The organism is Sorangium sp. So ce128 (assembly GCF_051525245.1).
GTDB classification, from domain to species: Bacteria; Myxococcota_A; Polyangia; order Polyangiales; family Polyangiaceae; genus Sorangium; species Sorangium cellulosum_B.
Genome location: NZ_CP150313.1, coordinates 4405790 through 4430468 on the forward strand (window position 1 = coordinate 4405790; position 24679 = coordinate 4430468).

Below are 24679 nucleotides of genomic sequence, written 5' to 3' on the forward strand. Positions count from 1 at the left end.
ACGTCGCTTGATCCCGGCGGGGCACGGCGGCTACCGTCCTTGGATCATGAGCGAGCAAAGCGACTGGGTGCTGATCGGCCTGGATGAGACCACGGCGCGCCGGCAGGGGATCCCCGCGCGCATGCCGGTGCCTCGAGGGGAGTTCGAAGGGCTGGCAGACAAGGGGCTCAGCATCGACGCCGCCCGCAAGTGGATCAAAGACTTCCTCACGAACTCCGAGCCCGGCAAGAGCGGCGTCTGGCGCAAGCAGAACAGCACGCTCGTCTCGCAGTTCGAGGCGTTCCTCGACAAGGCTCCGGTCTGGGAGCGCGCGCAGAAGGCGTTCGGCGAGCGCGATTACGAGAAGGCGATCTCGGCGCTCAAGCGCATCATCACGATGGATCCCGACGATCACGCCGCGCGGCTGAACCTCGCCTCGGCGCAGGCGAACATGGGCGATCACCCCGCGGCGCTGAAGAGCTTCCAGGCGATCCGAAAGACGTTCCAGGGGGACGCCGACTACCACGTGGCGGTCGGGCAAGTGCACCTGGCGATGCAGAAGAAGGACGCCGCCCTCGACGAGATGGTGCTCGCGCTCGAGGCGAAGCCCGACTGCCAGCCGGCGCTGGACGCGATGGTCCAGCTCGGGGTTCTCCTGCCGATCTACGAGAACCCGCGCGACGCGGCCTCGCTCGTCTACGTGCGCTCCGACGCGGTGCTCGAGTACCTCGCGGGCCAGTGGGACGCGGCGCCGCGCGACGGCGCCTTCTATCTCGAGCAGCTCGCCTACCACGAGCGCGAGCTCCGCCACGACGTCGCGCTGGCCGCAGCGGAGCGCGCCGTCGCCGCCTCGGGCGAAGGGGCGAGCCGCGAGCGCGCGCACCTCGCGCGGATCGCCGCGCTCCGATCGCTCGGGCGCACCGACGAGGCGCTCGCCGCGGCCGAGGCCTTCGTCGCGACGGCGCCGTCCTCGTCGGGCGCCTGGGTCGAGCTCGCCAAGTGCCTGTCCCAGGCGGGCCGCGGAGCGGAGGTGCCCGCCGCGGTCGAGCGCGCGCTCGAGAGCGACCCAGGCGACCTCGCCGCGCTCTCGCTCCGGTTCTGGCCGAGCGATCCCGCGGACATCCAGAAGGTCAACGAGGCGATCCCCGCGCTCGCCGCCTTCGTCGCGGCTCACCCCGAGAGCGCCGGCGCGCGCCGCTCGCTCGCCCGCGCCGAGCTGGTCGCAGGTCGGATCGACGACGCGCTCGCGGGCTTCGCGGCGGCCGTCGCGCTCGCGCCCGGGGACGACGACCTCCGGGCCGAGTACTGGACCGAGCTCGGGAAGCAGCAGCGGTACCCGGACATCATCGCCGATGCCGCGAAGCTCTCGGACCTCGCGAAGCGCGACTGGAAGCTGCGATGGAACGAGGCCGAGGCGTACGCCGCGCTCGGCAAGAACATCGAGGCGCGGGCGGCGTTCTCGGCCATCAACTTCGACGAGTCGCTGCACGTCGACGTGCGCCGCAGGGCCAAGCGCGCCGTCAAGACGATGGATGAGACGCCGCCCGTCGTGCCGTGACGCCGGGCCGCGGGCGGCGCGCGCTCAGAGCGAGCCGGAGACGCCGAGCCCGACGGTGTCGCCCGTGACGATCGGCTTCACCGACAGGGCGACGTCGTTGCGGACGAGCTTCTTCTCCGGCGCGGCGAGGCCGCCGATGAACATCGCGGCCCCGGCGACCTGAGCCAGCCCGTCGACCATGAGGACGAAGACGCCGCCGCCCTTCGCATCGGCGGTGCCGACGGTGATGAAGGGGCCGGCGAGCGGGATGTAGAGCGGGAGGTAGCTCTCGCCGCTTCCGCCGCTCGCCCTGTCAGCGCTCTCCGCCACGAGCCCGACCATCGCCGAGAGGATGTAGGTGACGCCGAACGTCACGGCGCCGCCGATGACCAGGCCGCGGCGCGCCCTCTCCTCGACGCGGTAACCCTCCGGGACGGCCTGCCCTTCCTCGTAGTTCATGATCCTCGGGCCAACCGGATACGAGCCGGAAGGCGAGGCGTATCCCGGAGGCGGGGCGTATCCCGGAGCCGGGGCGTATCCCGGAGGCGGGGCGTACCCCGGAGGCGGGGCGTATCCCGGAGGCGGGGCGTATCCCGGAGGCGGGTAGTAGCCGGGCTGCTGCCCGTACGGGGCAGGCGCGCCGTACGGCGCCGGGGCCCCATGGGGCGCGGGCTGCGGCTCGGCGCCGGCAGGGGCGCCTGCGCGCGGCGAGGACGCAGGAGGCGCCTGCGCGAAGGCGGAGGGGGCGCTGAGCAGGAGTGCGGCGAGAGGTGCTGCGCTGGCGAGGAGCGCTCGCCATGGGTGCGCCGAGGCGCCCTGTCCGGGATGGATCGTCATGGTCGATGACGCTAACGCAGCTCCGTCGCGAAGGTCCAGACGAGCGCAGTACGCCGGCGGGCGGCGTGTGTGGTCTCGGGCGGCGCCTATGCGCGCGTGCGCGCGGGCTCCATCGGCTGGTGCCTCCTCACGGCGCCACCGTCCATGCGCGCCTCGAGCTCCGGCGCGTGGTGGTCCTCCAGGAGCGGCGGGATCTCGCCCGTGATCAACCGCGAGGCGCGCTGGTAGGTCACGTAGGAGAGGGCCCACGAGAACAGCACCAGGAAGCGGTTACGGAAGCCGATCAGGAAGAGGATATGCACGAACAGCCACGCGAGCCACGCCAGGAACCCGGAGAGCTTCAGCTTGCCGAAGTCGGCGACCGCCGCGGCGCGCCCGATCGTCGCCAGGGATCCCCGGTCGTTGTACCGGAACGGCAGCCGCGGCAGCCCCCGCAGGGTGCGCGCGATGCTGCGCGCGGCGTGGCGCCCTCCCTGGATCGCCGCGGGCGCCACGCCGGGCACGGGCGTCCCGTCCTCCTGCTTCAGCGACGCGAGGTCGCCGATCACGTAGATGTCCTCGTGACCCGGCACCGTCAGGTCCGGCGCCACCAGCACGCGCCCTGCCCGGTCGAGCGGCGCTCCGAGGGTGCGGGCGAGGGCGGACGCCGCCACGCCGGCCCCCCAGAGCACGGTCCTGGCCTCGATCCGCTTGTCGCCGATCGAGACCCCCTCCTCGTCGATGTCGGTGACGCGGCAGTTCGTCCGCACCTCCACGTTGAGCGCGGCCAGCTGCTGTCGCGCCTTCTCGCCGAGCTCCGGCACGTACGACGGCAGCACCTGCCCGGCCCCTTCCAGCAGGAGGATGCGGGCCTTGCTCGGATCGATGTGCCGGAACTCGCGCCTGAGCGTGTGCCTCGCGAGCTCCGAGAGGGCGCCGGCGAGCTCGACGCCCGTCGGGCCCGCGCCGACCACCACGAACGTCATCCAGGCGCTCCGCCGCGCCGGATCGGGCTCGCGCTCGGCCGCCTCGAAGGCGAGGAGGACGCGCCGGCGGATCTCGAGCGCGTCCTCGATGGTCTTGAGCCCGGGCGCGACGGCCGCCCACGCGTCGTTCCCGAAGTACGAATGCGACGCCCCGGCCGCGACGATCAGCTTGTCGTAGCCGAGCTCGCCGTCCTCGAAGATCACCCGCTTCTGGACGGGATCGATCGCCTTCACCTCGGCGAGGATCACGCTCGTGTTCTTCTGCTTGCGCAGCACGTGGCGGATGGGCGTGGCGATGTCGCTCGCGCTCAGGCCCGCCGTCGCGACCTGATACAGGAGGGGCTGGAACGTGTGATGGTTGTGCCGGTCGATCACGGTCACCCGTACCGGCTCGCGCCGGAGCGCCCGCGCCGCGTAGAGGCCGCCGAAGCCGGCACCGATGATGACGACGTGCTCCATGCCGTGGCCCTGGTTCCCGTACGCCACCACAGCAAGAGCCGGAGCCGCAGATCTCCCGCTTTGACCCTGGACGTGCAGGGATGCGCCCTCGCTCGTTCGCGGGATGGAGGCCGCGAGACGGCCGCTCGCGATCCCCTCTCGTCCCCCTCTCGTCGGCGTCGCCGTCCGTTCGTCGGGCAGCGCCGGCGTCAGGCGCCCCAGGCGGTGCGCGGCAGGGGCCAGCCGATCGCCACCGGCCCGGCTAAGCCGTTTTGCCCTGGGCGATCCACTTGTTCATGAAGACCGCGCTGACCTCCCACCCTTGCCGCAGCTCCTTCTCGGCGCTGCTCTCGAGCATGCCGCCGACGCCGAACACCTTCGCTTCGATCGTGATCTCGGCGATCCGACGCACCTTGTTGTCGCCGATGGCCTCGGCGCGCACCACGCCTTCGTTCCGCATCTTGTCGGCCAGGGTGCTTGGCGTCAGCTTGAAGGTCCACACGTTCGTCGCCTTGTTCAGCCTGCCCTCTTCGGTGTAGCGGAACCCGGAGCCGAGCAGCTTCTCGACGGGGCCGGGCAAATTCATCTTCGGCTTCCCGGCCGACCTCCGGATGATCTCCGTCGCCGTCTCGACCTGCTCCGTGATCGTGAACTCGGGGAAGCCGAGCTCCTTCCTGTAGAGCTCCTCGTTGAATGTCTTGTCCAGGAACAGCTTCCAGAACGTCTCGAGGTTGCAGTTGATCTCGTGTGTGAGGGTGAACTTGCCCATGGGATCGTTCCTTTGCGGTGCGCGGGGTCGATGACGTCCAGCTCCGCGTTTACCGCAGCCCGTACGTGGCGTCCATGTCTCGACCAGGACCGCTGAACACGGGATCTGCGCTGGCGACGCGTCCGTCTGCGTTGCGCGCGCCGGGCGTTCGTCGCCCCGATCGCGTGGCGCGCGAGGTCACGCCGAGCGCAGGCGGACGCGGGGGCGCGAAGCAGCCGCGAGACTGGAGGCGACGCCGCGAGTTGGAGACCGGCGCTGCGCACGGTTGCGCACGCGCGCTCCGGGCGATGCGGGGGCTGGCGGCGGGCTTCCAGCGCTTCTGCGGCCGTGCGAGCATGACGCTGTGACGTGTATCCTCGTCATCGACGACGACGCCGCGATCCGGGCCATGTTTGCGCGTTCGCTCCGTACGCTGGGCGACGTCGAGGAGGCGAACGGCGGAGCGCCGGCGCTGCGCCGGCTCTCCGCGCGCAAGTTCGATCTCGTGGTGCTCGATCTGCACATGCCGCTGATCGACGGCTTCAGCGTGCTCGAGTCGCTCTCGGCCAAGGGAGCGCTGAACCGCGACACGCCCGTCTTCGTCGTGACGGCCGATGAGTCGCAGCAGGCTCGCATCCGCGCGCTGCGACGGCACGCGATCTTCCTGCTCTCGAAGCCGGTGAACCTCGCCATGCTGGTGTCGCTCGCGGAGTCGTCGCTGAAGAAAGCTGCGGCCCGCGCCACCCCGCCCCCGCCGCCCGGCGAGGCGCAGCCGGAGAAGCCGAAGGAGGACTGAGCGCGATGCGCCGGCCGCGCGGGCTGCGGGGAAGGCAGCCGCGCCCGGTCCGGAGGCGCTACCGCGGCGCCAGGTCGAGGGGGGGCGCAGCGGGGCGCGGCCGCGGCGGCGCCTGGCCGGGGACGGGCCCGCGCGGCAGCGTGGAGGCGGGCGGAGTTGCCGGCAGTCCGGGCTGGCTCGCGGGCCGTGGCGGAGGCCACCCGGTGACGGACGGCGTGGGCAGAGGCCCTGGGACGCGCGGCGCAGGGGTGACCGAGGAGCCCGGGTACGGCGTCCCCGGCGCGGGTGCGGCGCCGGGGACGTACGCCGGCTGCCCGCTCGGGAGGGGGGTGGCAGCATCGGCGGGCACCGCGGCATCCGCGGCCGCGTCGGCCAGGGCGGACGCGTCGGCCGGGGCGGCCGCGTCGGCGATCAGCTCGGCTGCGGCTGCATCGGTCGGGGCCGCGGCGTCCGCGACGGCGTCGCTCGCGACCGTCGACGCCGTCGCTGCCGCGTTCGGCGTCGCCGCGGCATCGGCGCCGGCATCGGGCGCTTGCACCGTCGGTGCGGACGCGCTGGGGCTGGCGGAAGGCACCACCACCCCGCCGAGCGGCATGCGGCCGGAACGCGCGAGCAGCAGGAACGCAACGGCCGCGACCACGCCCAGGACGATCAGCGCGAGCAACGCCACGCGGACGAAGGACCCCTTCGCGGGAGGGGACGCGCGGCGCTCGGGCGCGGACGCGACAGCGCTCGCGGGGCCGCTCGCGTGCGCCGCCGGACCGACGTAAGCCGCCGGCCCGGGGGGCACCGGCGGCCCCACGTGCAGCGGCGGCGGGAGCAGCGGCAGCGGCGAAAGCCCCGCTGGGAAATCGAGCGGCGAGCCTGCGCCGTCGGGGTTCGACTTGCGGGTCGCATCCGGGGTCGATTTGCGCGTCGCGTCCGGATTCGACTTGCGCATCGGGTCGGCGTTCGCGCGGCGCGGGCTCGTCGGCGCCGGCATGCGCGAGCTGGCCGGCCCCGACATGCGCGAGCTCGCGGGTCCCGACATGCGCGAGCTCGCGGGTCCCGACATGCGCGAGCTGGCCGGCCCCGACATGCGCGAGCTCGCGGGGCCTGCCGGGGACGAGGGCGGCGCCGCGTCGGCCGCGCCGCCGCCTTCCGTCGCCTCCGGGCCGTCCTGCAGGATCGGCAGCATGGAGATGCGCCGCAGCATCACCTCGGTCGCGTCCTCGGGGCGCGAGGCCTGCGGCTTCTGAGGGTGGGCGCGCTCGGCGAGGATCCGGTCGAGCTCGTCGAGCGCCTGATCGATCCGCTCCTTGCGTGCCTCGGCGACCCCGGGGAGCAGATCGCGGACGAGCTGGCCCACCTGTTTGTCGGTGTAGCTCTCGCGGACCGCGGCGCTCACCTGCTCGAGATCGCGGCGCAGCTCCGCGGCCGTCTGGTACCGCTCGTTCGGGTTCTTGGCGAGCGCCCGCATGATGATGCGGTCGAGCTCCGGGTGGACCTCGGGCATGATCTCGCGCGGCGGCTGCGGGTTGCGGTTGGCGATCTGCTGCATCGCCTCCAGCGGGCCCTTGCCGCGGAACGGCGTGTGGCCCGTCACCAGCAGGTAGAGCAGCACGCCCATCGAGAAGAGATCGCTGCGGCGGTCGAGCGCCCCGCCCATGACCTGCTCGGGCGAGAAATACCCGGTCTTGCCCTTGATCGCGCCGACGCGGCTGGTCTGCGCGCGCGCCCGCGTCTTCGCGACGCCGAAGTCGACGACCTTGACCATGCCGTCGAACGTCACCATCACGTTCTCCGGCGTGACGTCGCGGTGGATCAGGTTGAGGAGCTCGCCCGTGTCGTCGCGGACCTCGTGCGCCGCGTGCAGCCCGGCGCACGCGTCGATCATCACGTGGAGCACCCAGCCGAGGGGCAAGAGCGCGCGCTTCGCCTTCTGGTTCGAGAAGATCTTCGCGATCGGGGCGCCGTCGATCCACTCCATCGCGAGGTACGGCCGATCGCGGACCTCGCCGTACGCGAGGATGTGCACGACGTTCGGGTGGAGGATCCGCGACGCGGTGCACGCCTCGTCGAGGAACATCGCCCGCGCGTCGTCATCCCCGCGCATCGCGTCCGACAGCAGCTTGACGGCGACGATCTGGACGGAGCCGTTGGGCCGCCTGAGCCGCGCAGCCCACACGGCGGCCATGCCGCCCACGGCTGCAGGGAACAGCAGCTCGTAGGGGCCGATCGTATCGCCCGGCTGGAAGTTACCGGGGTCGTCGTCGTTCCAATCACTCCACGGATCTTTGGCCACGCGCTCCCCCACCATGTCGGAAGACGTGCAGCGCGACAAGACCTGGCGCTCGGCCCCGTCTTCCCGCTCCCCTGCGCGGCGCCGCCGGTGTCAGGCCCGGCGACGCTCGCCTACCATGCGCTCTAGCCGCCCGAGCGCCCGGACGAGGACGTCCTCGCTCGGGCCGAAAGAAAATCGGACGTGGTGGCGGAACCGCGACGGCCGCCCCGCCCGGCGCTTGCCGGGGTTGACGTCGAAGAACTCGCCCGGCACGACGATGATCCGCTCCCCGAGGGCCGCCCGGAAGAAGCCGTAGCCGTCGGAGAGCCCCGGGGGCAGATCCGCGACCGAGCCCCAGACGTAGAACGTGCCCTCGGGCTCCGCGTCGACCGTGACGCCGATCCTGCGCAGCCCCTCGAGCATGATCTCGCGCTTGTGCGAGAACGTCCGGTGGATGGCCGTCGTCTCGGCGCGGGTGTGCTCGATGGTAAGCAGCTCTGCCGCGGCGCGCTGCATCGGCTTGGAGCCGCCGCCGTCGAGGAAGCTGCCGGCGCTCGCCACCGCCTCGATGACCTCGCGCGGCCCCAGCGTCCAGGTGACGCGCCAGCCGGGGTAGCGCCAGTTCTTGGTCAGGCCGTCGAAGATCACGACCGGATCGCGGTCGACCTCCTCGACGTAGCGCGCGGCGCTCTCCATCGGGGCGACGTCGCCCATCCCGTAGACGTAGTGCGAGTAGAACTCGTCGAGCAAGAGCGCGCAATCGAGCTCCTTCGCGGTGCGGACCCAGGCGGCGAGCTCCTCGCCGCGCACGTGCTTCCCGGTCGGATTGCAGGGGTTCGAGGCGAGGATCGCGCTCAGGCCGCGGCCCAGGATCTCGCGGCGCAGGTCGCCGACGGAGAACGAGTAGCCGCGTTCGCCCTCGAGCAGGATCGGGATCGGCGAGAACAGCCGGAAGACGTCGAGCAGCTCCTCGTAGGCGGTGTAATCGGGGAGGAAGTGGCCGAGGTTGATCTGCCCGAGCGCCGCCGCGGCGCGGGTGAGGGCGATGCGACCCCCGCCCGACACCGCCACGTTCTCGGCCGTGTAGCGCGACGGCATGCCCCGCCGGTACGCGCGGTTGTAGAGCGACGCGATCGCCTCGCGCAGCTCCCAGAGGCCGGCCACGGGCGCGTATTCCTGGTCGTCTCCGGAGATCGGCACCGCCGCGCAGCGCGCGGGCGAGCCCGGGAGCGGGCCCGTCTCCGGCTGGCCCTGCCCGAGGTTGCACCAGCCGTCCGTCCCCTCGTCGGCGCCCGCCTCGGAGGGACCCGCGGACGCGGAGTCCCGACCCGGGTTAAAGCCGAGGCGCGCGGCCTCGGTCGTCACGTAGATGACGCCCGTCCGCGGGACCTTCCGGAAAGCGTGGACCGCCCGGTCGTCGCCGCGCGGCGGAGCCGGCGTGTTCCCGCGGTCGGCCGCCGCCCCAGGATCGCTGGGCCGGGCCTCGTCTCCCTGGAGGTCGCTTCGCTCGTCGGGATGCTCTCGCTCTACTTCTGTCATCGTTTGTTTCCAGGCATGGGAGGCGCTGCCGTGGCGACCCAGCAGGAGGCGGGCGCCTCAGGCCTGCCGGGCCGTCGGCTTTCCGCCGTCCTCGCTCGCCGGCTCGGGCTGCCGCGCCCACGGCATCGTCTTACCCGAGAAGATCCAGAGCAGATAATAGCAGAAGGCGAGTGAGACAGCGGTGAGCGCAGTGTACTTGTCGTCGTTGTAGTTGAACGTGATCCAGATGAACTGGCTGAGCGCCGCCAGGCCGAACAGGGGTACCTCGATCTGGCGCTTCACCCGGGTGAGCGGCGCGCTCAAGATCATGAATGAATAGTAATAACAGGTGAGCTGCGAGAGCAGGATGACGAAGATCTGGGCGAGGCACTGGGCCACCCACAGCGAGCGGACCCGCCGGCACACGTAGACGAAGCCCGCCAGGCTCGCGGCGATGATCCCATAGGCGATCCAGCGGTATTTCGCGTAGCGCTCGTTGCGCATCCGCTTCCAGACCTCGAACGGATCGACGAGCTTCGTGTCCTTCGTGTACTTCATGCGGCCGGACTCGACGCCCGTGCCGGGCTCGTGGCCGACGAGCACGCGGAGGCCCATGTGGTTCGTCAGCGGCGTCTGGTCGTGCACCTTGAGCGTGTGCTCGTAGAACTGCCGGTACGAGTCCGTGCCCGAGACCTTCATGCTCACCGGAATGAGCACGGCGGCCGCGAGGACGCCGCCGATCAGCACCTGCACGTGCGACCTCGCCATGCGCTTGTGGCGGACGAGGTGAATCCCGGCGACGGTGAGCCAGCCGATCACGGGCAGGCCCGGGAAGATGCGCAGGAGGCCCGCGTAGACCATGCTCGCGCCCGCGAGCTTGAAGTAGCGCTTCCGGATGAGGCAGGCCGAGAGGACCAGGTAGAAGAGCCAGTCCTGCCGGAGGAACGCGCCGCCCGTCCAGTAGAACGGCGCCGACGACTGGCAGCCCCAGAAGATCGCCGCGACGGCGAAGACCCGCCACCCGAAGGCCCAGTAGAGGGCGGCGAACATCCCGAGCAGATAGAAAATATCGAAGCTGGCGAGGAACTGGAGGTAGCGGGTGCTGGCCGGCTGGAGGTCCGCCCAGAACTTACCCATGATCGTCCAGACCGGCGGCGGGTTGTAGCCGTGGTCCTTCTGCATGTCCTCCCAGTAGCCCTTGTCCGAGGCCGTCCGGAAGAACTGCACGTCGGCCTTGAACGCGTCCCAGCGCTCCGGTGAGAAGTGCGCCTTGCACATCTCGGGCGTGCTGAGCACCTCGCTCGCCGGCATGAGGAGGTTGTCGCCACCGAGGTTCCGGATCTTCTTGTCCGGGTGGCGGACCTCCTTCGACATGTCCAGCTTGACCTGCCGCCCGGTGTCCTCGTTCGTGTACGTGACGAGCCCCAGCTCGTCCTGCGCGATCAGCGCGCATTTGTAGAGGCCGTCGTACCCCATCTCCGGGAAGTACTTGGCCCCCATGTAATAATGGAACTGATCCCAGCGGTGGTAATACTTGGGATAGCCGAAGCGGAAGCCGTTGAAGTACGCGATGATGGCGGCGACACCGAGCGCCACGCCGGCGAACCGCTTCCAGCGCTCCGCGATCGGCCGGCGCATCCCCTCGCGGTGCGTCTCGTAGAAGACGCAAAGCGCGGCGCCCATCGCGATCGCCACCTTCGCCATGTCCACGGCGCGGGCGTGCTCGTCGATGTACCGGTCCAGACCATGGAAGAAGAGCGCGACGCCCGCGGCGACCGTGCTGTACCGCGCGAGCATGCGGAGCCGCGACGGGGCGAACCAGTTGAGCGCGAACGCGACGCCGAAGTAGGCGCAGAGCGCGATGACGATCTCGATGACTTGTTGTGACGTGAGCTTCATTGCCTGCGGTTCGGATCGGGATCGAGGTGACGCGGGATGCGCCGGCGGGCCTCTTCGCCGGCCTTCCGCGGCAGCGCGCCCGGCGTCGGGCGCTGCTGCCGCCCCGACCCGTCGCTGCGGGCCGGAGCCCGTCGGCCGGGGAGACGCCGTAGGTGCAGGACGCACCCCGTCCCGGACGGGCTCCACGGGGGAGGCGGGGCCACCTTAGCCGAAATCCCAGGAGTGTGGCGCTCTCGTTGTGGGCGCCATGGGCATCGGTGGGCGTACCCAGGTGGCGTGCGTCTGACAGGTGTGACCGGGGCGGAGCCGTGTCGGCTCGACGTGCTGCGCAATTGAGCGGGCTTCCTCCGCCGAGCAGAGCTCGTGTATCGTCTCCCTTCGTGTCGAACGACAGTTTCTCTTCCGCTTCTTCGGGGGGCTCGGAGCGAGAGGGGGCCCGAGGCCCCTACGGCTTTCTCGTGCGGGTCGACGGCGCGCCGCCGCTCTGGTGCCGGGAGGTGCGGGGCTTCCACCGCGCCGCCGTCGCCGCGGCCGATCCTGACGCGCTGCCTCCTGCGCAGCTCGTGCTCGTCGGCCTCGACGAGGCGGCGCGCGCGTGGCTCGCGTCGTGGGCCGAGGACAGCGAGCGCGTGCGCCGCACGCTGACGATCCGCCGGCTGCTCGACGACCGCGAAGCCACCGCGGTCGTGACGCTGGCGTCCTACGGCTACGGAGTCAACACCGCGCTCGCCGTGGAGTCGGTCGTGGTGCCCGGGGGCGACGGCCCGGCGGCCATCCTGCGCAGCGGGGTCCACACGAAGGAAGAGATCGACGCGATGCTCGCGGTCCTCGCCACGGCGCTGCCGGAGGGCGAGGAGGCGAGCTGGTTCGCACACGTCTGACGCGCGCGGGGCCCGGTCACGGCGCGCCGGCCCGCCGCGCGACGTCCTCGCCGTCGTTCCACCGGACCTGTTCCGGCAGCTGAGCGCTTGCGTCCAGCACGTCGTCTCGCTGGAGCGCGTTGCGCCTCGTCCTGCCGAGACGCGCCTTGCACCTCGCCCTGCCTGGCTGCTCCTCCGGTGACGCCTGCTTGCCCGCGTGCGACGTGCGACGTGCGACGTGCGACGTGCGCCGGCGAACGACGCCTGCCCGGCTGCGCTGCGAGACGCGGTGGGAGCGGTGGGACCAAGCGGACCGTGGGTGGACATGGATGGAATGGAAGAGAGTCGCTTTCGATGTTTCGGTGCGTGAGCCCCTTGCTCGCCTGAACAGCGGTGATACGCTGGTCCTCGGCCTCGGACGGAGCATCAGCTCCAGGATGGTCCTGCCGTGGAGCACCACGGTGCTGGGGTCGACACCAGATCGGCGGGCTCTCCGCTGATCCGCAATCGAACACCCTTGCCATGCCGGACGATCTCTTTCGATCCGGCGCGGGGTGCCGGCAAGCCGGAGGAGGGATGGACACCATGCACAGTACCAGTGGCTCTTCTATACCGGAGGCTGGGAACGGCTGACCCTCGTGGAGCGTGGACGCAGGGTCATCGGGGCCTTGCAAAACGCTACCGCGCTCGGCCAGGTCCGGCGCTCGATAACCTGTTGACTGCCATCGCGACCTCCGCGAGGCCGGCAGAGAGGGAATCGAGGAAGACTCAGGTCTTCCGGCAACGATTCTCACCGGCGCTTCGGGGCTGAACGCTCGTCGCGATGGGACAGGGGGGGCGCCGCACAGGCGGGATCAAGCGGGGTCCAGAAGGCCTCCGGTAGAGGCCCACGGGACGGGTCGGGTGCGAGTGAAGCACCCGACCCGTTTTTATTTCCATTGCCCGGGAGCGCTTTTTTGTCCTGCGCCGTGCCCGTCTGGTACGCGGGCTCGATGCGGATGCTGCTGCTCGCGCTGCTGCCGGCGTTGCCCCTGCTTCCAGCGTGCGCCGACGCCTTCGGGGATCGGGAGGCGCCGGAGCGGGGGACCGCGCTCGGCGCGTTCCACGTGGTGGGGACACAGACGGCGAACACGTGCGGGGAGGGGGCGCTCGGCGCGAAGCGCCTGTGGGAGTTCGACGTCGAGCTCGCGCGCGGCGACGGCGCCCTGTACTGGAACAACGGCGCCAGCGTGATCGCAGGCGTCATCGACGACGACGAGGTGAGCTTCTCGATCGACGGGCGCGTGGTGGTGGACATGCGCGCGGGCGACGCGCCGCCGGGGCCGCCGTGCTCCGTCGAGCGCCGCGACCGGGCGCTCGGGCAGCTCGGCGGCAGAGGGGATGACGTCGCGGGGTTCAAGGCGACGATGTCCTTCGAGTTCGTGCCCACGGCGGGGTCTCGGTGCGAGGACCTCGTCGCCGGAGAGCTCAGCGTCGCGCCGGTGGTCGCGGCGCTGCCGTGCGGCATGGCCTACGATCTCAAGGCCAAGCGGAGCGCGCTCCCGCCCGAGTGAGCGTCGGCTGGGCGTGGACCTCCGGGCGCGCGCCGCGGTAGGGTGCCACGATCGTGAAGCACGTCATCCATTCTCTGGGCGGGCGCGGCGGGCGGCGCACCGTCCTGGTCCACGGCGGCGCGGGCAACGTCGCTCCGGAGCGGCGGCCGCTGCATGCGGCGGGGTGCCTCCGCGCGGCGCGCGAGGGAGCGCGCGTGCTCTCCGAGGGAGGGAGCGCGCTCGACGCGGTCGAGCGCGCGGTGCGCGTCCTCGAGGACGATCCGCTCTTCAACGCGGGCACGGGCGCGGTCCTGAACGAGGAAGGCCACATCGAGCTCGACGCGTCGATCATGGAGGGCCGCGGGCTCAGGGCCGGCGCGGTCTGCGCGCTCTCGGAGTTCGCCGAGCCGATCGCGATCGCGCGCGCGGCGCTGGAGGACGGCCGGCACGTGCTGTACGCCGCGCACGGCGCCGCGCGGTTCGCGCGGATGAAGGGGTTCACGCCCGTGGGCGAGGCGGCGCTCGTCACGGAGGCGGCCCGGGAGGCGCTCGCGGCGGCCCAGCAAGGCATCCGCGCGACCTCCTGGGCGGGCAACACGGTCGGCGCGGTGGCGCTCGACGAGGGCGGGCTCACCGCCGCGGCGACGAGCACGGGCGGCACGGTCAACAAGCGGGTCGGGCGGGTGGGGGACTCGCCCCTCATCGGGGCAGGGACGTACGCCGACGACGAGGCCGGGGCCGTGTCGACGACCGGCCACGGCGAGGGGATGATCCGGCTCGCCGTGGCGCACTCGGCCGTGGAGCGGATGCGCGCGGGCATCGGCGCGGTCGACGCGGCGAGCGGGATCATCGCGCACCTGGCGGAGCGCCTCGACATCACCGGGGGCGTCATCGCGCTCGATCGGACTGGGAGGTTCGGGCTGGCGCGATCGACCGCGACCATGTCGTGGGCAGCGGTCGGTGATTGGGGCGAGGAAAGCGGTGTGTGAATTGTCTTTACAGAGAGCCCAGATTATTCCATGGTCACTGTTCGTCGCGTGACGCCCCGGGCGCTCTCGCGTGTGCGGTCGTGAGCATCACTGTCAAACCGCGTTCGTCCTGAGCTGGGGTGTTCGCAACCAAGCCGCGGCGCTGTTGCGCGCGTCGGATCATGGCGTGTCATGCACGGCGAGGCGGCCTGAACGGTGCCCGATCCACGGGGATCACGCTGGGCTTCGTCACAGGAGGTCTATCTTATGAATCGGAATTCGCTGCGGTTTCTCTCGGTGGGTCTGCTCTTGGCGGCCGTCGCGTGCGGGGATGACGACGGTGGCTCCGGCGGTGCAGGGAGCGTGTCCTCGGGCACGGGCGGAGCAGGGGGGACCGGCGGCTCTGCCGATGGAGGAGGCGGGAGCGGGGGCGGGGGCGGCGACGGCGGGGGCGGCGCGTCGACGCCTGGCGGGAGCGGGGCTGTCGATACGGGGGAGTACCGCAACCTCTTCGTCGAGAACGGGCGCACGCAGGACGAGGTGAATGCCAAGATCGCGGCCGCCTGGGACCATCTCTTCAAGGGTGATCCGGCCGAAGAGGCCGTCTATTTCGCGCAGGAGGAGAACGACAACGGCCCGCTCGCGCAGATCCGCGACATCGCGAGCGAGGACGTGCGCTCGGAGGGCATGAGCTACGGCATGATGATCGCCGTCCAGACAGACCATCAGGCGGAGTTCAACGCGCTCTGGAACTGGGCGAAGACCTACATGTTCCACGCCGACGAGACGCACCCGGCGTACGGGTATTTCTCGTGGCAGATGAACTTCGACGGCACCCCGCTGGACGAGATGCCGGCGCCGGACGGCGAGGAGTACTTCGCGACGGCGCTCTATTTCGCGTCAGGGCGCTGGGGCAATGGTGAGGGCATCTACAATTACCGGGCGGAAGCGGATCGCTTGCTCGACCTGATGAAGAACCGACCGGAGATCACCGGGGAGTCCTTCGGGAACGGGGAGACGCGCACGACGACCGGGTCGACGCTCTTCAACACCGAGAACCACCAGATCCGCTTCACGCCGGACACGGGGAACTTCGAGACCAACGGGGACCACACCGATCCGTCGTATCACCTGCCGGCCTTCTACGAGATCTGGGCCAAGTACGGTCCGGAGGCGGACCGCGCCTTCTGGAGCGAGGCGGCCGAGGTGAGCCGCGGCTACTTCCACCTCGCGGCCCACCCGGAGACGGGGCTCACGCCCGATTACGCGAATTTCGACGGCACGCCCAAGGCGGCGTCGTGGAAGCCCGAGTCCGTGGACTTCCGCTTCGACGCGTGGCGCACCGCGATGAACTGGTCCGTCGACTGGGCGTGGTGGGCGAAGGATGAGCGCCAGCAGGAGCTCAGCGATCGGATCCAGGCGTTCTTCGAGGCGCAAGGAGCGGAGTACGGGAACCAGTTCTCCCTCGACGGGGAGGCGCTGAGCGCCGACCACTCCTCGGGGCTCGTCGCCATGAACGCGGCCGCCAGCCTGGCGGCCAAAGGCCCGCGGTCCGCCGATTTCGTCCAGGCGCTCTGGGACCTCGATCCCCCGAGCGGGCAGTACCGCTACTACGACGGCATGCTGTACTTCATGGCGCTGCTGCACGTGGGCGGTCAGTTCCAGGCGTACGCGCCGCAGTGAGGCGCGGCGGCGCGGCGCCGCGCAGATTCGTGTGATCCGGGCTCCGTCGCGCGGCGCGATGAGCCCGTGGCGCACGAAGATGCGCCCCGCTATAGTCCGCCGCCCCCATGATCCCTGCCGGTCCACTGCCCATCACCCCGCTGTCCTCGCCGCCGGATCGGATCTGGCGGGTCCCTGGCTCGAAGAGCATCACGAACCGCGCGCTCGTGCTGGCTGCGCTCGCCGACGGTGAGAGCACGCTGGAGGGGGTGCTCCATAGCGACGACACGCGGCACATGCGGTCCGCCCTGGAAGCGCTGGGGATCGGGATCGAGGACGCCGGGTCGCACACGCTGGTGGTGAAGGGAGGGCGGCGCCGGCTGCGCGCGCCGGGGCGCGAGCTGTTCATCGGGAACAGCGGCACCACGGTGCGGTTCCTCGCGGCGCTCGCGTGCCTCGTGCCGGGCGAGGTGGTGCTGGTCGGCGACGAGCACATGGCCAAGCGGCCGATCGCCGATCTGGTCGACGGCCTGAGGCAGCTCGGGGCGGACGTGGAGTGCGCGACCGGGTGCCCGCCGCTCCGGATCCGGGGCGGCCGGCTGAAGGGCGGCACGCTGACGATGCGCGGCGATCGCTCCAGCCAGTACTTCTCGGCGGTGATGATGGCAGGCCCCTTCGCCGACGCCGCCATCGACCTGCGCGTGGCCGGCGAGCTGGTAAGTCGCCCCTACGTCGAGATCACGCGGCGCATGGTCGCGGATTTCGGCGGTCGCATCGACGAGGCCGCGGGCGGGTTCACGGTCCATCCCGCCGCGGGGTACCGCCCGAGGGCGTACCCGATCGAGCCCGACGCGTCGTCCGCGAGCTATCCGTTCGCGCTCGCCGCGGCCGCGGGCGGCGCCATCACCGTGCCCGGACTTTCCGAGGGGGCGTTGCAGGGAGACTACCGGTTCGTCGAGCTCCTGGAGCAGGCAGGCGCGCGCGTGAGCCGGCAGGCCGATGCCACCACCGTGCGCAGCGACGGGCGCCTGCGCGGCATCGACGTCGACATGCACCACATCTCGGACACCGTGATGACGCTGGCCGCGATCGCTCCGCTCCTCGAGGGGCCGACGACGATCCGGAACGTGGCGAACATCCGGATCAAGGAGACGGACCGCCTCGCTGCCACGGTCGCGGAGCTCCGCCGCCTGGGCCAGGAGGTGACCCACGGCGACGACTGGCTCCGTATCGAGCCTCGGCCGCTGACGCCCGCGCTCGTGCGCAGCTACAGCGACCACCGCATGGCGATGAGCTTCGCGATCCTGGGGCTGTGCCGGCCGGGGATCACCATCGAGGATCCGGCCTGCGTCGCGAAGACGTACCCGACGTTCTGGGAGGACGTCGAGGGGTGCTCCCGCGCGGCAGGCGCGGCGCCCGCGGTGTGATCCCGGCCCGCGCCGCCGGACAGGCGCTCAAGAGAGGGCGAGCACGGCCTCCACCTCGATCTTCAGATCAGGGGAGAAGAGCCCGGCGACACGGACCAGAGAGCTCGCCGGCAGCGCGGCGCCGTAGATTCGAAACAGGGTCTCTCTCAGCGCCACGAGCTCGTCGAGGCTCGTGACGAAGATCGTCACCTTGGCTATCGCGTCCAGGCCGACCCCTTCGGCGCGCGCGATGCTCGCGATCTGGGAGAAGATCGCCTCTGCCTGCTCGGACACACTGCCCTTCTGAGCGGGCGAGCCGAAGGCCGTCAGCCCTGAAAGGAACAGAAGGCCGTTGTGCTCGACGGCATGAACGTACGGACCCGCCGGATCACCCAGCGCAGGATAGTTCTTTCGCTCCACGGCTGCTCTCCTTGCCTGCCACGCCCCGCGGCGCCTCGGAGGGCGCGCGCTCGACCCTCTGCGCGAGATCCATAACACACGCGCGCCGGGCCCCCGGTCATAGGCGGGGCCGCGCGTTCTCGTCGAGCCAGTCGAGCGCCTCGTCCATCACCCGCTCGGCGTCCGGCAGCTCTCCGTGGTGCGCGCCGGGCATCTCCCGGTAGACCGCCGGTATCTTCGCGGCGAGGAGCCCGCTCGCGCCCTCCTTCATGCGGTACGTGGCGTCGAGCTCGCCGCTGATCATCACCGCTCCCCGGATGTCCCGGAGGCGCGCGGCCGAGGGCGTCGTGGGCGCGCCGAGCAGCACCAGCCGCGAGTACCTCTCCGGCCACCGCTCCGCGAGCCGCTCCGCGATATAGGCACCCTGCGAGTAACCGATGACCACGAGGTCCTCCGCCTCGCCGCCGCACGCCGCCAGCGCGCTCCGGATGCGGCCGTCCTGCTCCTCGGCGTCGGGCGAGTACTTGCTGAACACCCCGCCGGCGCCGCAGGGCACGTTGCCCTGGAGCCCGAGCACACCGCCGTGCTCCCGCGCCGCTCTCGCGAAAGCTTGCACGTAGCCCAGCCCATGCCCGCACATGCCGTGAAGGAACACCATCCGCGGACACGCGCCGAGAGGCCCGGTGACGACGAACGCCGGCAGATCGCCAGGCACGGGCACCTCGGTCGCGACGAGCGGCGGCTCGACGGGCTGCCGCTCGACCATGGCGGGGTGTGCCGGGCGCTCCTCCGCGAGCGCACGTTCCTCCTTGCCACACCCCGTCGCCAGCGCCGCGAGGCCGAGTCCGTATATAGCTATAGTGGAAACTTTCATGAATCTGGCGTTGGGCCACGATCGGCTCACCGCAAGCGGTCCCGCGCCCGCACGGGTTTCCTCTCACCCGGCGAACACAGCGGTTTTGTTCTTTCTGGCGGATGATTCGTCCGTTATAACGGATGTCGGCCAGGCCGGCACGGCTCCCCGGGATCGTCGCGCCGTGCGCTCGCGGCACCGAGGCGCGCAAGGAACGACCTGGCATCGTGGCAGGGGAGTACGTCCCGCGCTGCGAGAGACGATCGATTGCAAGGATGGCAAGGAGTAGACCGATGAGTGATCGCGGCTTGGGGTATTTCGGCGAGCGGTACGGCAGCGAGGGACCGGCGCCCCGCTTCGCGCAGTGGAACGAGGTGATCGAGGCGCTGCTCGGGCATCGCTCGGTGCGGCGTTACGCGCCGAAGCCGCTCCCGGAGGGCACGCTCGAGCTGCTCGTGGCCGCGGCGCAGTCGGCGCCGAGCTCGTCGAACCTGCAGCTCTGGAGCGTGCTCTCGGTGCAGGACGCCGAGCGGCGGCGGCGCCTCTCGGAGCTCGCCGGCGGCCAGGCGTACGTCCGCGAGTGCGGGCTGTTTCTGGTCTGGCTCGCCGATCTGCGGCGGCTCGGCGAGCTCGCGAAGCACCGCGGCGTGGGGCACGAGGGGCTCGATTACCTCGAGATGTTCGTCATGGCGGTGGTCGACGCGGCGCTCGCCGCGCAGAACGCGCTCGTCGCGGCCGAGTCGCTCGGCCTCGGCACGGTCTATATCGGCGCGCTGCGGAACCACCCCGAAGCGGTCGCGGCCGAGCTCAGCCTGCCGCCCCAGGTGTTCGCGACGTTCGGCCTGTGCGTGGGCTGGCCCGACCCGGCCACCCCGGCGAGCATCAAGCCGCGGCTCCCGCAAGAGGTCGTCCTGCACCGCGAGCAGTACGGCGCGTTCGAGCGAAGCGCGGGCGCGCTCGACGCCTACGACCAGCTCATGGAGCGCTTCTACGCGAAGGAGCGCATGGGCGTGCAGGGGAGCTGGAGCCGCCACTCGGCCGCGCGTGTCGAGTCGGCCCAGGCGCTGCGCGGGCGCGACCGGCTGCGCGCGGCGCTCCTGGCGATGGGTTTCCGGCTGCAGTAGCCGCGGCCCAGGGGTCGAGGCGCACGCGCGGCCGCGGAGGCGCGCGCGCGGGGCCCGCGGAGGTGCGCCCGGAGCAGCACCGGGGCAGCAGGCCCTGGTGCCTCGCCAGCAACGACGGCACCGCCCGCCGGATCGACGCAGGGAAACGGGCCATGGCATGTCGGCTGCAATCGCAGTGAAGTGAAGAGGGGCGGACAAGGCAGCTGGCCTGAACAAGGGGGCCTTCCCATCATGAGCGAGGAACTGGAGCCTGAGGGCGAGGTCGGACGCGTCCTCGACGGGAGCGACACGCTGGCGCTGGAGGCCGACGTCCTGGTGCTGGGCGGCGGGCCCGCCGGGACCTGGGCCGCGCTCGCCGCGGCGGCGAAGGGCGCGCGCGTCGTGCTCGCGGACAAGGGGTATTGCGGCAGCAGCGGCGCCACGGCGCCTTCGGGGGTCGGCGTGTGGTACGTGCCCCCGGTCCCCGAGATGCGCGAGGCGGCCAAGGCCAGCCGAGAGGGGCTGGGCGGCTTCCTGGCGGACCGCGGCTGGATGGACCGCGTGCTCGACAAGACGTGGGCCAGCGTGAACGACCTCGCGACCTGGGGTTATCCGTTTCCTGTCGACGACAGCGGGCAGCCCGTCCGCCGCAGCCTGCAAGGCCCCGAGTACATGCGCCTCATGCGCAAGCGGGTGAAGCTCGCGGGCGTCCGCATCCTCGATCACAGCCCCGCGATCGAGCTCCTCGTCGACGCGAGCGGCGTGGTCGCCGGGGCGGCCGGCATCTGCCGGCAGCTCGGGCACAGGTGGGTGGTGAGGGCCGGGGCCGTGGTCATCGCCACCGGCGGCTGCGCCTTCCTGAGCAAGGCGCTCGGCACCAACGTCCTCACCGGCGACGGAGGGCTGATGGCCGCCGAGGCGGGCGCCGACATGTCAGGGATGGAGTTCTCCAACGCCTACGCGATCGCCCCGGCCTTCGCGTCGGTCACCAAGACCCTCTTCTACAACTGGGCGACGTTCTATTACGAGGACGGGCGCGTCATCGAGGGGGCCGGCTCGCAGCGCGGCCGGTCCGTGATCGCGGAGACCCTCCTCACGCAGCCGGTCTACGCCCTGCTCGACAAGGCCGACGAGGCGCTCCAGGCGTGGATGCGCACGGCCCAGCCGAACTTCTTCCTTCCCTTCGATCGCGCCGGCATCGATCCCTTCCGGCAGCGGTTCCCCGTCACGCTGCGGCTCGAGGGCACCGTGCGCGGCACGGGCGGGATCCGCATCACCAGTCACGGCTGCGCCACATCGGCGCCGGGGCTCTACGCCGCCGGAGACGCCGCGACACGAGAGCTCATCTGCGGCGGATTCACGGGCGGCGGCAGCCACAACGCCGCGTGGGCCATCTCCTCGGGCCAGTGGGCCGGCGAGGGAGCAGCCCTGTTCGCGCGCAGCGTCGGCCCGCGCGCCGGGCGGCGGGTCGTCGAGGGGGCCGGCCGCGCCGCGCTCCCGGCGGCGGGCGGGACGAGGCCGCTCGACGCGGAGGGGGTGATCCGGTCGGTGCAAGACGAGGTGTTCCCGTACGACAAGAACCTCTTCCGCACCGCGCGGGGGCTCGCGGCCTCGCTCGACAGGCTCGATGGGCTGTGGCGGGAGGTGCGGCAGGCCTCGCCCGAGGCGGCGGTGCGCGGGGCCGTGCGGGCGCGGGAGAGCGCCGCGATGGTGGCCACCGCGCGCTGGATGTTCAACGCGGCGCGCGCGCGCACCGAGACGCGCGGCATGCACAAACACACGGACCATCCCGGGCTCGATCCGGCGCAGCAGCGGCGGCTGATCACCGGCGGTCTGGACCACGTGTGGGTGCGCCCCGAGTCCGCCGCGCCGGCGTCGATCGGCGCGGCCGCGGCGGAGGCGCAGGCGCCATGATCGAGCTCGTCAGCGATGCCCGGTGCATCGGGTGCGATCTATGCGTCGAGGTCTGCCCCACCGACGTGTTCGAGCGCGTCCCGGGCGGCGCGCCGGTCATCGCCCGGCAGGGCGACTGCCAGACGTGCTTCATGTGCGAGGCCTACTGCCCGGTGGACGCGCTCTACGTGGCCCCGGAGGCGGAGCGGCCGGTCGCCGTGGACGAGGAACGGCTCGAGGCGTCCGGGCTGCTCGGGAGCTACCGGGCCGCGGTGGGGTGGGGCACCCGGCGCAAGCCGGGCGCCGCCGCCGACCAGACGTTCCGCGTCCTCACGGTCGCTCGGCAGACCTAGAGCGGCGGTCGCCCGCTTCGGATACGGGCCCACCTCGGTGTTTTCGGTGCTCAGCGCACAGGAGTGCGCTTGCGCGCCGAAAACGCCGATCTGGGCCCGTCTCCTGTGTGGGCGACCGCCGCTCTGCTGCCGCTCTGCTCTGGATGGTGCAGAGGGGGGCGGAAACCGTGCAGAAGCGTCGCGAGCGTCTCCGCGCGCCTTCACGGCAGCAGCGCCATCCCCATCCCCGCCACGACAGGTCTCGCGGCGAGCCGTTCGAGCGCGAGCACCTGCTGCCCTGAAGGGGCTCGGGCCAGTCGAGCCCGTTGTCCTCAGGTGCGGAGCGGTAAATTTTCAATGCCCGAGAAATCGTGCGTCCCGTGCAATTCTTGTGACTGACTTCGTCCTGCTCTCACAACCTGGGTGAGAAACGAGGCCACCATTCCGCTCACGGCCGGGAGGCGAGGCGCCGACCGGACGATGAGGGGCCGCGCGAGGTATGCATGAGACGACCTATTTTCTTGATTTGCTTTTCGCTCGCCGCCGCTCACCTGGCATGCGGATCGAGCGGTGAACCCGGAACCGGCTTGGACGGCGCCGGCGGAGAGGGCGCCGGGACGGGCGGCGGCGCGACCGGCGCGGCGTCCAGCGGTAGCGGCAGCGGCAGCGGCAGCGGCGCGGGCACCAGCGCTGCGTCCGGCAGCGGCGGCGCTGCGACAAGCGCCGCGACCGGCAGCGGCGGCTCGGGCGGCGGCGCGGGCGCCGGCGGGCCGACGGGGTTCGCGCAGATGGAAGACCTCGACCGCGGTGTCGTGGCCGTGCCCACGGACGGCGGCACGTACGTGGGCTTTCGCCTGTTCGGCTACGACCCCGACGACATCGCGTTCAACGTCTACCGCGACGGCGCCAAGGTCAACGCCGCGCCGCTCTCGGACTCCACGAACCTCGTGGACCGCGACGGCTCTCCGAGCTCGGTCTACACCGTGCGCCCCGTCATCGGCGGCGTCGAGCAAGGCGAGTCGGAGTCCGCGCCCGTGTGGAAGGATGGAGCCCTGTCCATCCCGACGACACCGCCGCCCGCAGGGGACGGCTACACGTACTCGAGCGGCGATGGCAGCGTGGGAGACGTGGACGGCGACGGGCGTTACGAGATCATCCTCAAGTGGGATCCGTCGAACCTCCAGGACAACTCGAAGGCCGGCCGCACCGGCAAGACCTACCTCGACGCTTACTCGCTCGACGGCAAGCGGCTCTGGCGCATCGATCTCGGCGTGAACATCCGGGCCGGAGCGCACTACTCGCCGTTCCTCGTGTACGATCTCGACGGCGACGGGAAGGCGGAGGTGGCCGTCAAGACGGCGCCGGGGACGCGCGATGGCAGGGGCGAGTACCTGAGCAAGGGGCCGGCGGCCGGCGATGACGATTCCAGGGATTACCGCAACAACGACGGCTATATCCTCACCGGTCCGGAGTACCTCACCGTGTTCGCCGGCGACACCGGCGCAGAGCTCGCAACGACCGAGTTCAAGGTCGGCCGCAGCGACCCGTGCAGCTGGGGCAACAACGAGTGTTACGGCAACCGCGTCGACCGCTTCGTCGGCACCATCTCGTTCCTCGACGACACGGGGCGCCCGAGCGTTGTGTTCGGGCGCGGCTACTACGCGCGCACGACGCTCTCGGCCTGGAACTACCGCGACGGCGCGCTCTCGAACCTGTGGACGTTCGACTCCAGCTCGAGCCGCGCCAACGAGGCGTTCGGCGGCAAGGGCTGCCACTCCATCAGCGTCGCGAACGTGGATGACGACCCGCAGCAGGAGATCATCAACGGCGGCGCCACGTTCGACAACGACGGCACGGGCCTATGCGCGGTGGACTACTACGCTCACGGCGACGCGCTGCACGTCACGGATCACATCCCGTCGCGCCCTGGCCTCGAGGTGTTCCAGCCGTACGAGGGCAGCGAGTCGCCCGCCTACGCCATGCGCGACGCCCGCACGTGCGAGGTCATATGGAAGGGGCCAGGCAACGGCGGCGAGGAGGGCCCTGGCCGCGGTGTCGCTGCGGACGTCGACCCGCGCAGCCCCGGCAGCGAGGCGTGGGTCAACAACAGCGAGCTGCTGCGCGGCTCGGACGGCGATGGCGTCGGGAGCCGCCCTGCGTCGAGCAACTTCCTCATCTGGTGGGACGCGGACCTGAGCCGGGAGCTCCTCGACGGCAACGGCATCCGCCAGGCCGACGGCCAAGGGGGGAACTTCACGGCCGCGGGGTGTACCTCGAACAACGGCACGAAGAGCTCGCCGACGCTCAGCGCCGATATCCTGGGCGACTGGCGTGAAGAGGTGATCTTCCGCTGCGGCGATTCCATCCGCATCTTCACCACGAACCAGGTCGCGACGAACCGGATCTACACCTTGATGCACGATCCGCAGTACCGCGTTGCCATCTCGTGGCAAAACGGCGCCTACAACCAGCCGCCTCACCCGAGCTTCCATATCGGGGAGGGGATGGCTGCGGCGCCGAAGCCCGATATCCACGTCCGCTGAGACACCGGCGCTAGCGAGTCGCCTCGTTCGACTCGATATCTGAAGCCGATGGCCTGGCTACCGAGTCGCCACGCGTCGAATCGGCCGCCCTCACTGCACAGCCTGCCTGTGAGCGTTCACAAGGTTTATAAATACACGAGTACAGTAC

Annotated in this window: 19 protein-coding genes; 11 read left to right on the plus strand and 8 right to left on the minus strand. The window is 71.2% G+C overall.

What is annotated here, in order from left to right:
* Window positions 1–46 precede the first annotated feature (46 nt).
* On the plus strand, window positions 47–1537 hold the full coding sequence (locus WME82_RS16865; protein ID WP_437872361.1) for a tetratricopeptide repeat protein: 1491 nt from the start codon (window positions 47–49) through the stop codon (window positions 1535–1537).
* Window positions 1538–1561: 24 nt separating this feature from the next.
* Here WME82_RS16865 and WME82_RS16870 read toward each other — a convergent pair whose 3' ends face one another.
* From WME82_RS16870 to WME82_RS16880, 3 genes are all read right to left on the minus strand, one after another.
* A complete protein-coding gene (locus tag WME82_RS16870) occupies window positions 1562–1975 on the minus strand; it encodes a hypothetical protein (RefSeq protein ID WP_437872362.1) in 414 nt (137 codons plus the stop codon).
* A gap of 464 nt (window positions 1976–2439) precedes the next feature.
* Window positions 2440–3777 (minus strand): NAD(P)/FAD-dependent oxidoreductase, encoded by a 1338-nt coding sequence (locus WME82_RS16875; protein ID WP_438043653.1) that lies wholly within the window; start codon window positions 3775–3777, stop codon window positions 2440–2442.
* 241 nt (window positions 3778–4018) lie between these two features.
* Window positions 4019–4525 carry a DUF2505 domain-containing protein gene (locus tag WME82_RS16880; RefSeq protein WP_437746490.1) on the minus strand — a complete coding sequence of 169 codons (507 nt, stop codon included), beginning with the start codon at window positions 4523–4525 and terminating at the stop codon, window positions 4019–4021.
* 343 nt (window positions 4526–4868) lie between these two features.
* On the opposite strand from WME82_RS16880, the gene WME82_RS16885 reads away from it, so the two are divergent.
* Window positions 4869–5300, plus strand: a complete 432-nt coding sequence (locus WME82_RS16885) for a response regulator (RefSeq protein ID WP_437746491.1) — start codon at window positions 4869–4871, stop codon at window positions 5298–5300.
* Between the two features lie 58 nt (window positions 5301–5358).
* Here WME82_RS16885 and WME82_RS16890 read toward each other — a convergent pair whose 3' ends face one another.
* From WME82_RS16890 to WME82_RS16900, 3 genes are all read right to left on the minus strand, one after another.
* On the minus strand, window positions 5359–7584 hold the full coding sequence (locus WME82_RS16890; RefSeq protein ID WP_438043654.1) for a protein kinase domain-containing protein: 2226 nt from the start codon (window positions 7582–7584) through the stop codon (window positions 5359–5361).
* A 90-nt stretch (window positions 7585–7674) separates the two neighbouring features.
* Window positions 7675–9102, minus strand: a complete 1428-nt coding sequence (locus WME82_RS16895; RefSeq protein ID WP_437872365.1) for a pyridoxal phosphate-dependent aminotransferase — start codon at window positions 9100–9102, stop codon at window positions 7675–7677.
* Window positions 9103–9159: 57 nt separating this feature from the next.
* A complete protein-coding gene (locus WME82_RS16900; protein ID WP_438043655.1) occupies window positions 9160–10980 on the minus strand; it encodes a hypothetical protein in 1821 nt (606 codons plus the stop codon).
* 380 nt (window positions 10981–11360) lie between these two features.
* Between WME82_RS16900 and WME82_RS16905 the strand changes: the two genes are divergently transcribed.
* The 5 genes from WME82_RS16905 (at window position 11361) to aroA (ending at window position 17429) form a co-directional block, all read left to right on the plus strand.
* Window positions 11361–11861: a hypothetical protein gene (locus WME82_RS16905; RefSeq protein ID WP_162143993.1), complete on the plus strand. Its 501-nt coding sequence runs from the start codon at window positions 11361–11363 to the stop codon at window positions 11859–11861.
* Window positions 11862–12808: 947 nt separating this feature from the next.
* Window positions 12809–13393 (plus strand): hypothetical protein, encoded by a 585-nt coding sequence (locus WME82_RS16910; protein WP_438043656.1) that lies wholly within the window; start codon window positions 12809–12811, stop codon window positions 13391–13393.
* 53 nt (window positions 13394–13446) lie between these two features.
* Window positions 13447–14361 carry an isoaspartyl peptidase/L-asparaginase gene (locus WME82_RS16915; protein ID WP_438043657.1) on the plus strand — a complete coding sequence of 305 codons (915 nt, stop codon included), beginning with the start codon at window positions 13447–13449 and terminating at the stop codon, window positions 14359–14361.
* A gap of 246 nt (window positions 14362–14607) precedes the next feature.
* Entirely contained in the window at window positions 14608–16023 is a 1416-nt protein-coding gene (locus WME82_RS16920) for a glycosyl hydrolase family 8 (RefSeq protein ID WP_438043658.1), read from the plus strand.
* 107 nt (window positions 16024–16130) lie between these two features.
* Window positions 16131–17429, plus strand: coding sequence for a 3-phosphoshikimate 1-carboxyvinyltransferase (gene aroA / locus WME82_RS16925; RefSeq protein WP_438043659.1), 1299 nt, complete (start codon window positions 16131–16133; stop codon window positions 17427–17429).
* 27 nt (window positions 17430–17456) lie between these two features.
* Here the strand turns inward: aroA and WME82_RS16930 are convergent, their stop codons facing one another.
* Window positions 17457–17828 (minus strand): RidA family protein, encoded by a 372-nt coding sequence (locus tag WME82_RS16930; protein WP_438043660.1) that lies wholly within the window; start codon window positions 17826–17828, stop codon window positions 17457–17459.
* Between the two features lie 97 nt (window positions 17829–17925).
* Window positions 17926–18573 (minus strand): alpha/beta hydrolase, encoded by a 648-nt coding sequence (locus WME82_RS16935; protein WP_438043661.1) that lies wholly within the window; start codon window positions 18571–18573, stop codon window positions 17926–17928.
* Between the two features lie 380 nt (window positions 18574–18953).
* Here WME82_RS16935 and WME82_RS16940 point away from each other — a divergent pair, with 380 nt between their 5' ends.
* From WME82_RS16940 to WME82_RS16955, 4 genes are all read left to right on the plus strand, one after another.
* Window positions 18954–19784 carry an NADPH-dependent oxidoreductase gene (locus WME82_RS16940; protein ID WP_438043662.1) on the plus strand — a complete coding sequence of 277 codons (831 nt, stop codon included), beginning with the start codon at window positions 18954–18956 and terminating at the stop codon, window positions 19782–19784.
* Window positions 19785–20015: 231 nt separating this feature from the next.
* The gene (locus WME82_RS16945) at window positions 20016–21677 is read left to right on the plus strand and encodes an FAD-dependent oxidoreductase (protein WP_438043663.1); all 1662 of its coding nucleotides are present in this window, start codon (window positions 20016–20018) and stop codon (window positions 21675–21677) included.
* Entirely contained in the window at window positions 21674–22009 is a 336-nt protein-coding gene (locus tag WME82_RS16950; protein WP_437872374.1) for a 4Fe-4S binding protein, read from the plus strand. The genes WME82_RS16945 and WME82_RS16950 overlap by 4 nt, the downstream gene beginning before the upstream one ends.
* 566 nt (window positions 22010–22575) lie before the next feature.
* Window positions 22576–24531, plus strand: coding sequence for a rhamnogalacturonan lyase (locus tag WME82_RS16955; RefSeq protein WP_438043664.1), 1956 nt, complete (start codon window positions 22576–22578; stop codon window positions 24529–24531).
* The last annotated feature ends 148 nt before the right edge of the window (window positions 24532–24679 follow it).

Coding starts and splice junctions, on each gene's coding strand:
- WME82_RS16865 (WP_437872361.1), top strand. CDS start 47: ATGAGCGAGCAAAGCGACTGGGTGCTGATCGGCCTGGATGAGACCACG.
- WME82_RS16870 (WP_437872362.1), bottom strand. CDS start 1,975: ATGAACTACGAGGAAGGGCAGGCCGTCCCGGAGGGTTACCGCGTCGAG.
- WME82_RS16875 (WP_438043653.1), bottom strand. CDS start 3,777: ATGGAGCACGTCGTCATCATCGGTGCCGGCTTCGGCGGCCTCTACGCG.
- WME82_RS16880 (WP_437746490.1), bottom strand. CDS start 4,525: ATGGGCAAGTTCACCCTCACACACGAGATCAACTGCAACCTCGAGACG.
- WME82_RS16895 (WP_437872365.1), bottom strand. CDS start 9,102: ATGACAGAAGTAGAGCGAGAGCATCCCGACGAGCGAAGCGACCTCCAG.
- WME82_RS16900 (WP_438043655.1), bottom strand. CDS start 10,980: ATGAAGCTCACGTCACAACAAGTCATCGAGATCGTCATCGCGCTCTGC.
- WME82_RS16920 (WP_438043658.1), top strand. CDS start 14,608: ATGAATCGGAATTCGCTGCGGTTTCTCTCGGTGGGTCTGCTCTTGGCG.
- aroA (WP_438043659.1), top strand. CDS start 16,131: ATGATCCCTGCCGGTCCACTGCCCATCACCCCGCTGTCCTCGCCGCCG.
- WME82_RS16935 (WP_438043661.1), bottom strand. CDS start 18,573: ATGGTCGAGCGGCAGCCCGTCGAGCCGCCGCTCGTCGCGACCGAGGTG.
- WME82_RS16940 (WP_438043662.1), top strand. CDS start 18,954: ATGAGTGATCGCGGCTTGGGGTATTTCGGCGAGCGGTACGGCAGCGAG.
- WME82_RS16945 (WP_438043663.1), top strand. CDS start 20,016: ATGAGCGAGGAACTGGAGCCTGAGGGCGAGGTCGGACGCGTCCTCGAC.
- WME82_RS16950 (WP_437872374.1), top strand. CDS start 21,674: ATGATCGAGCTCGTCAGCGATGCCCGGTGCATCGGGTGCGATCTATGC.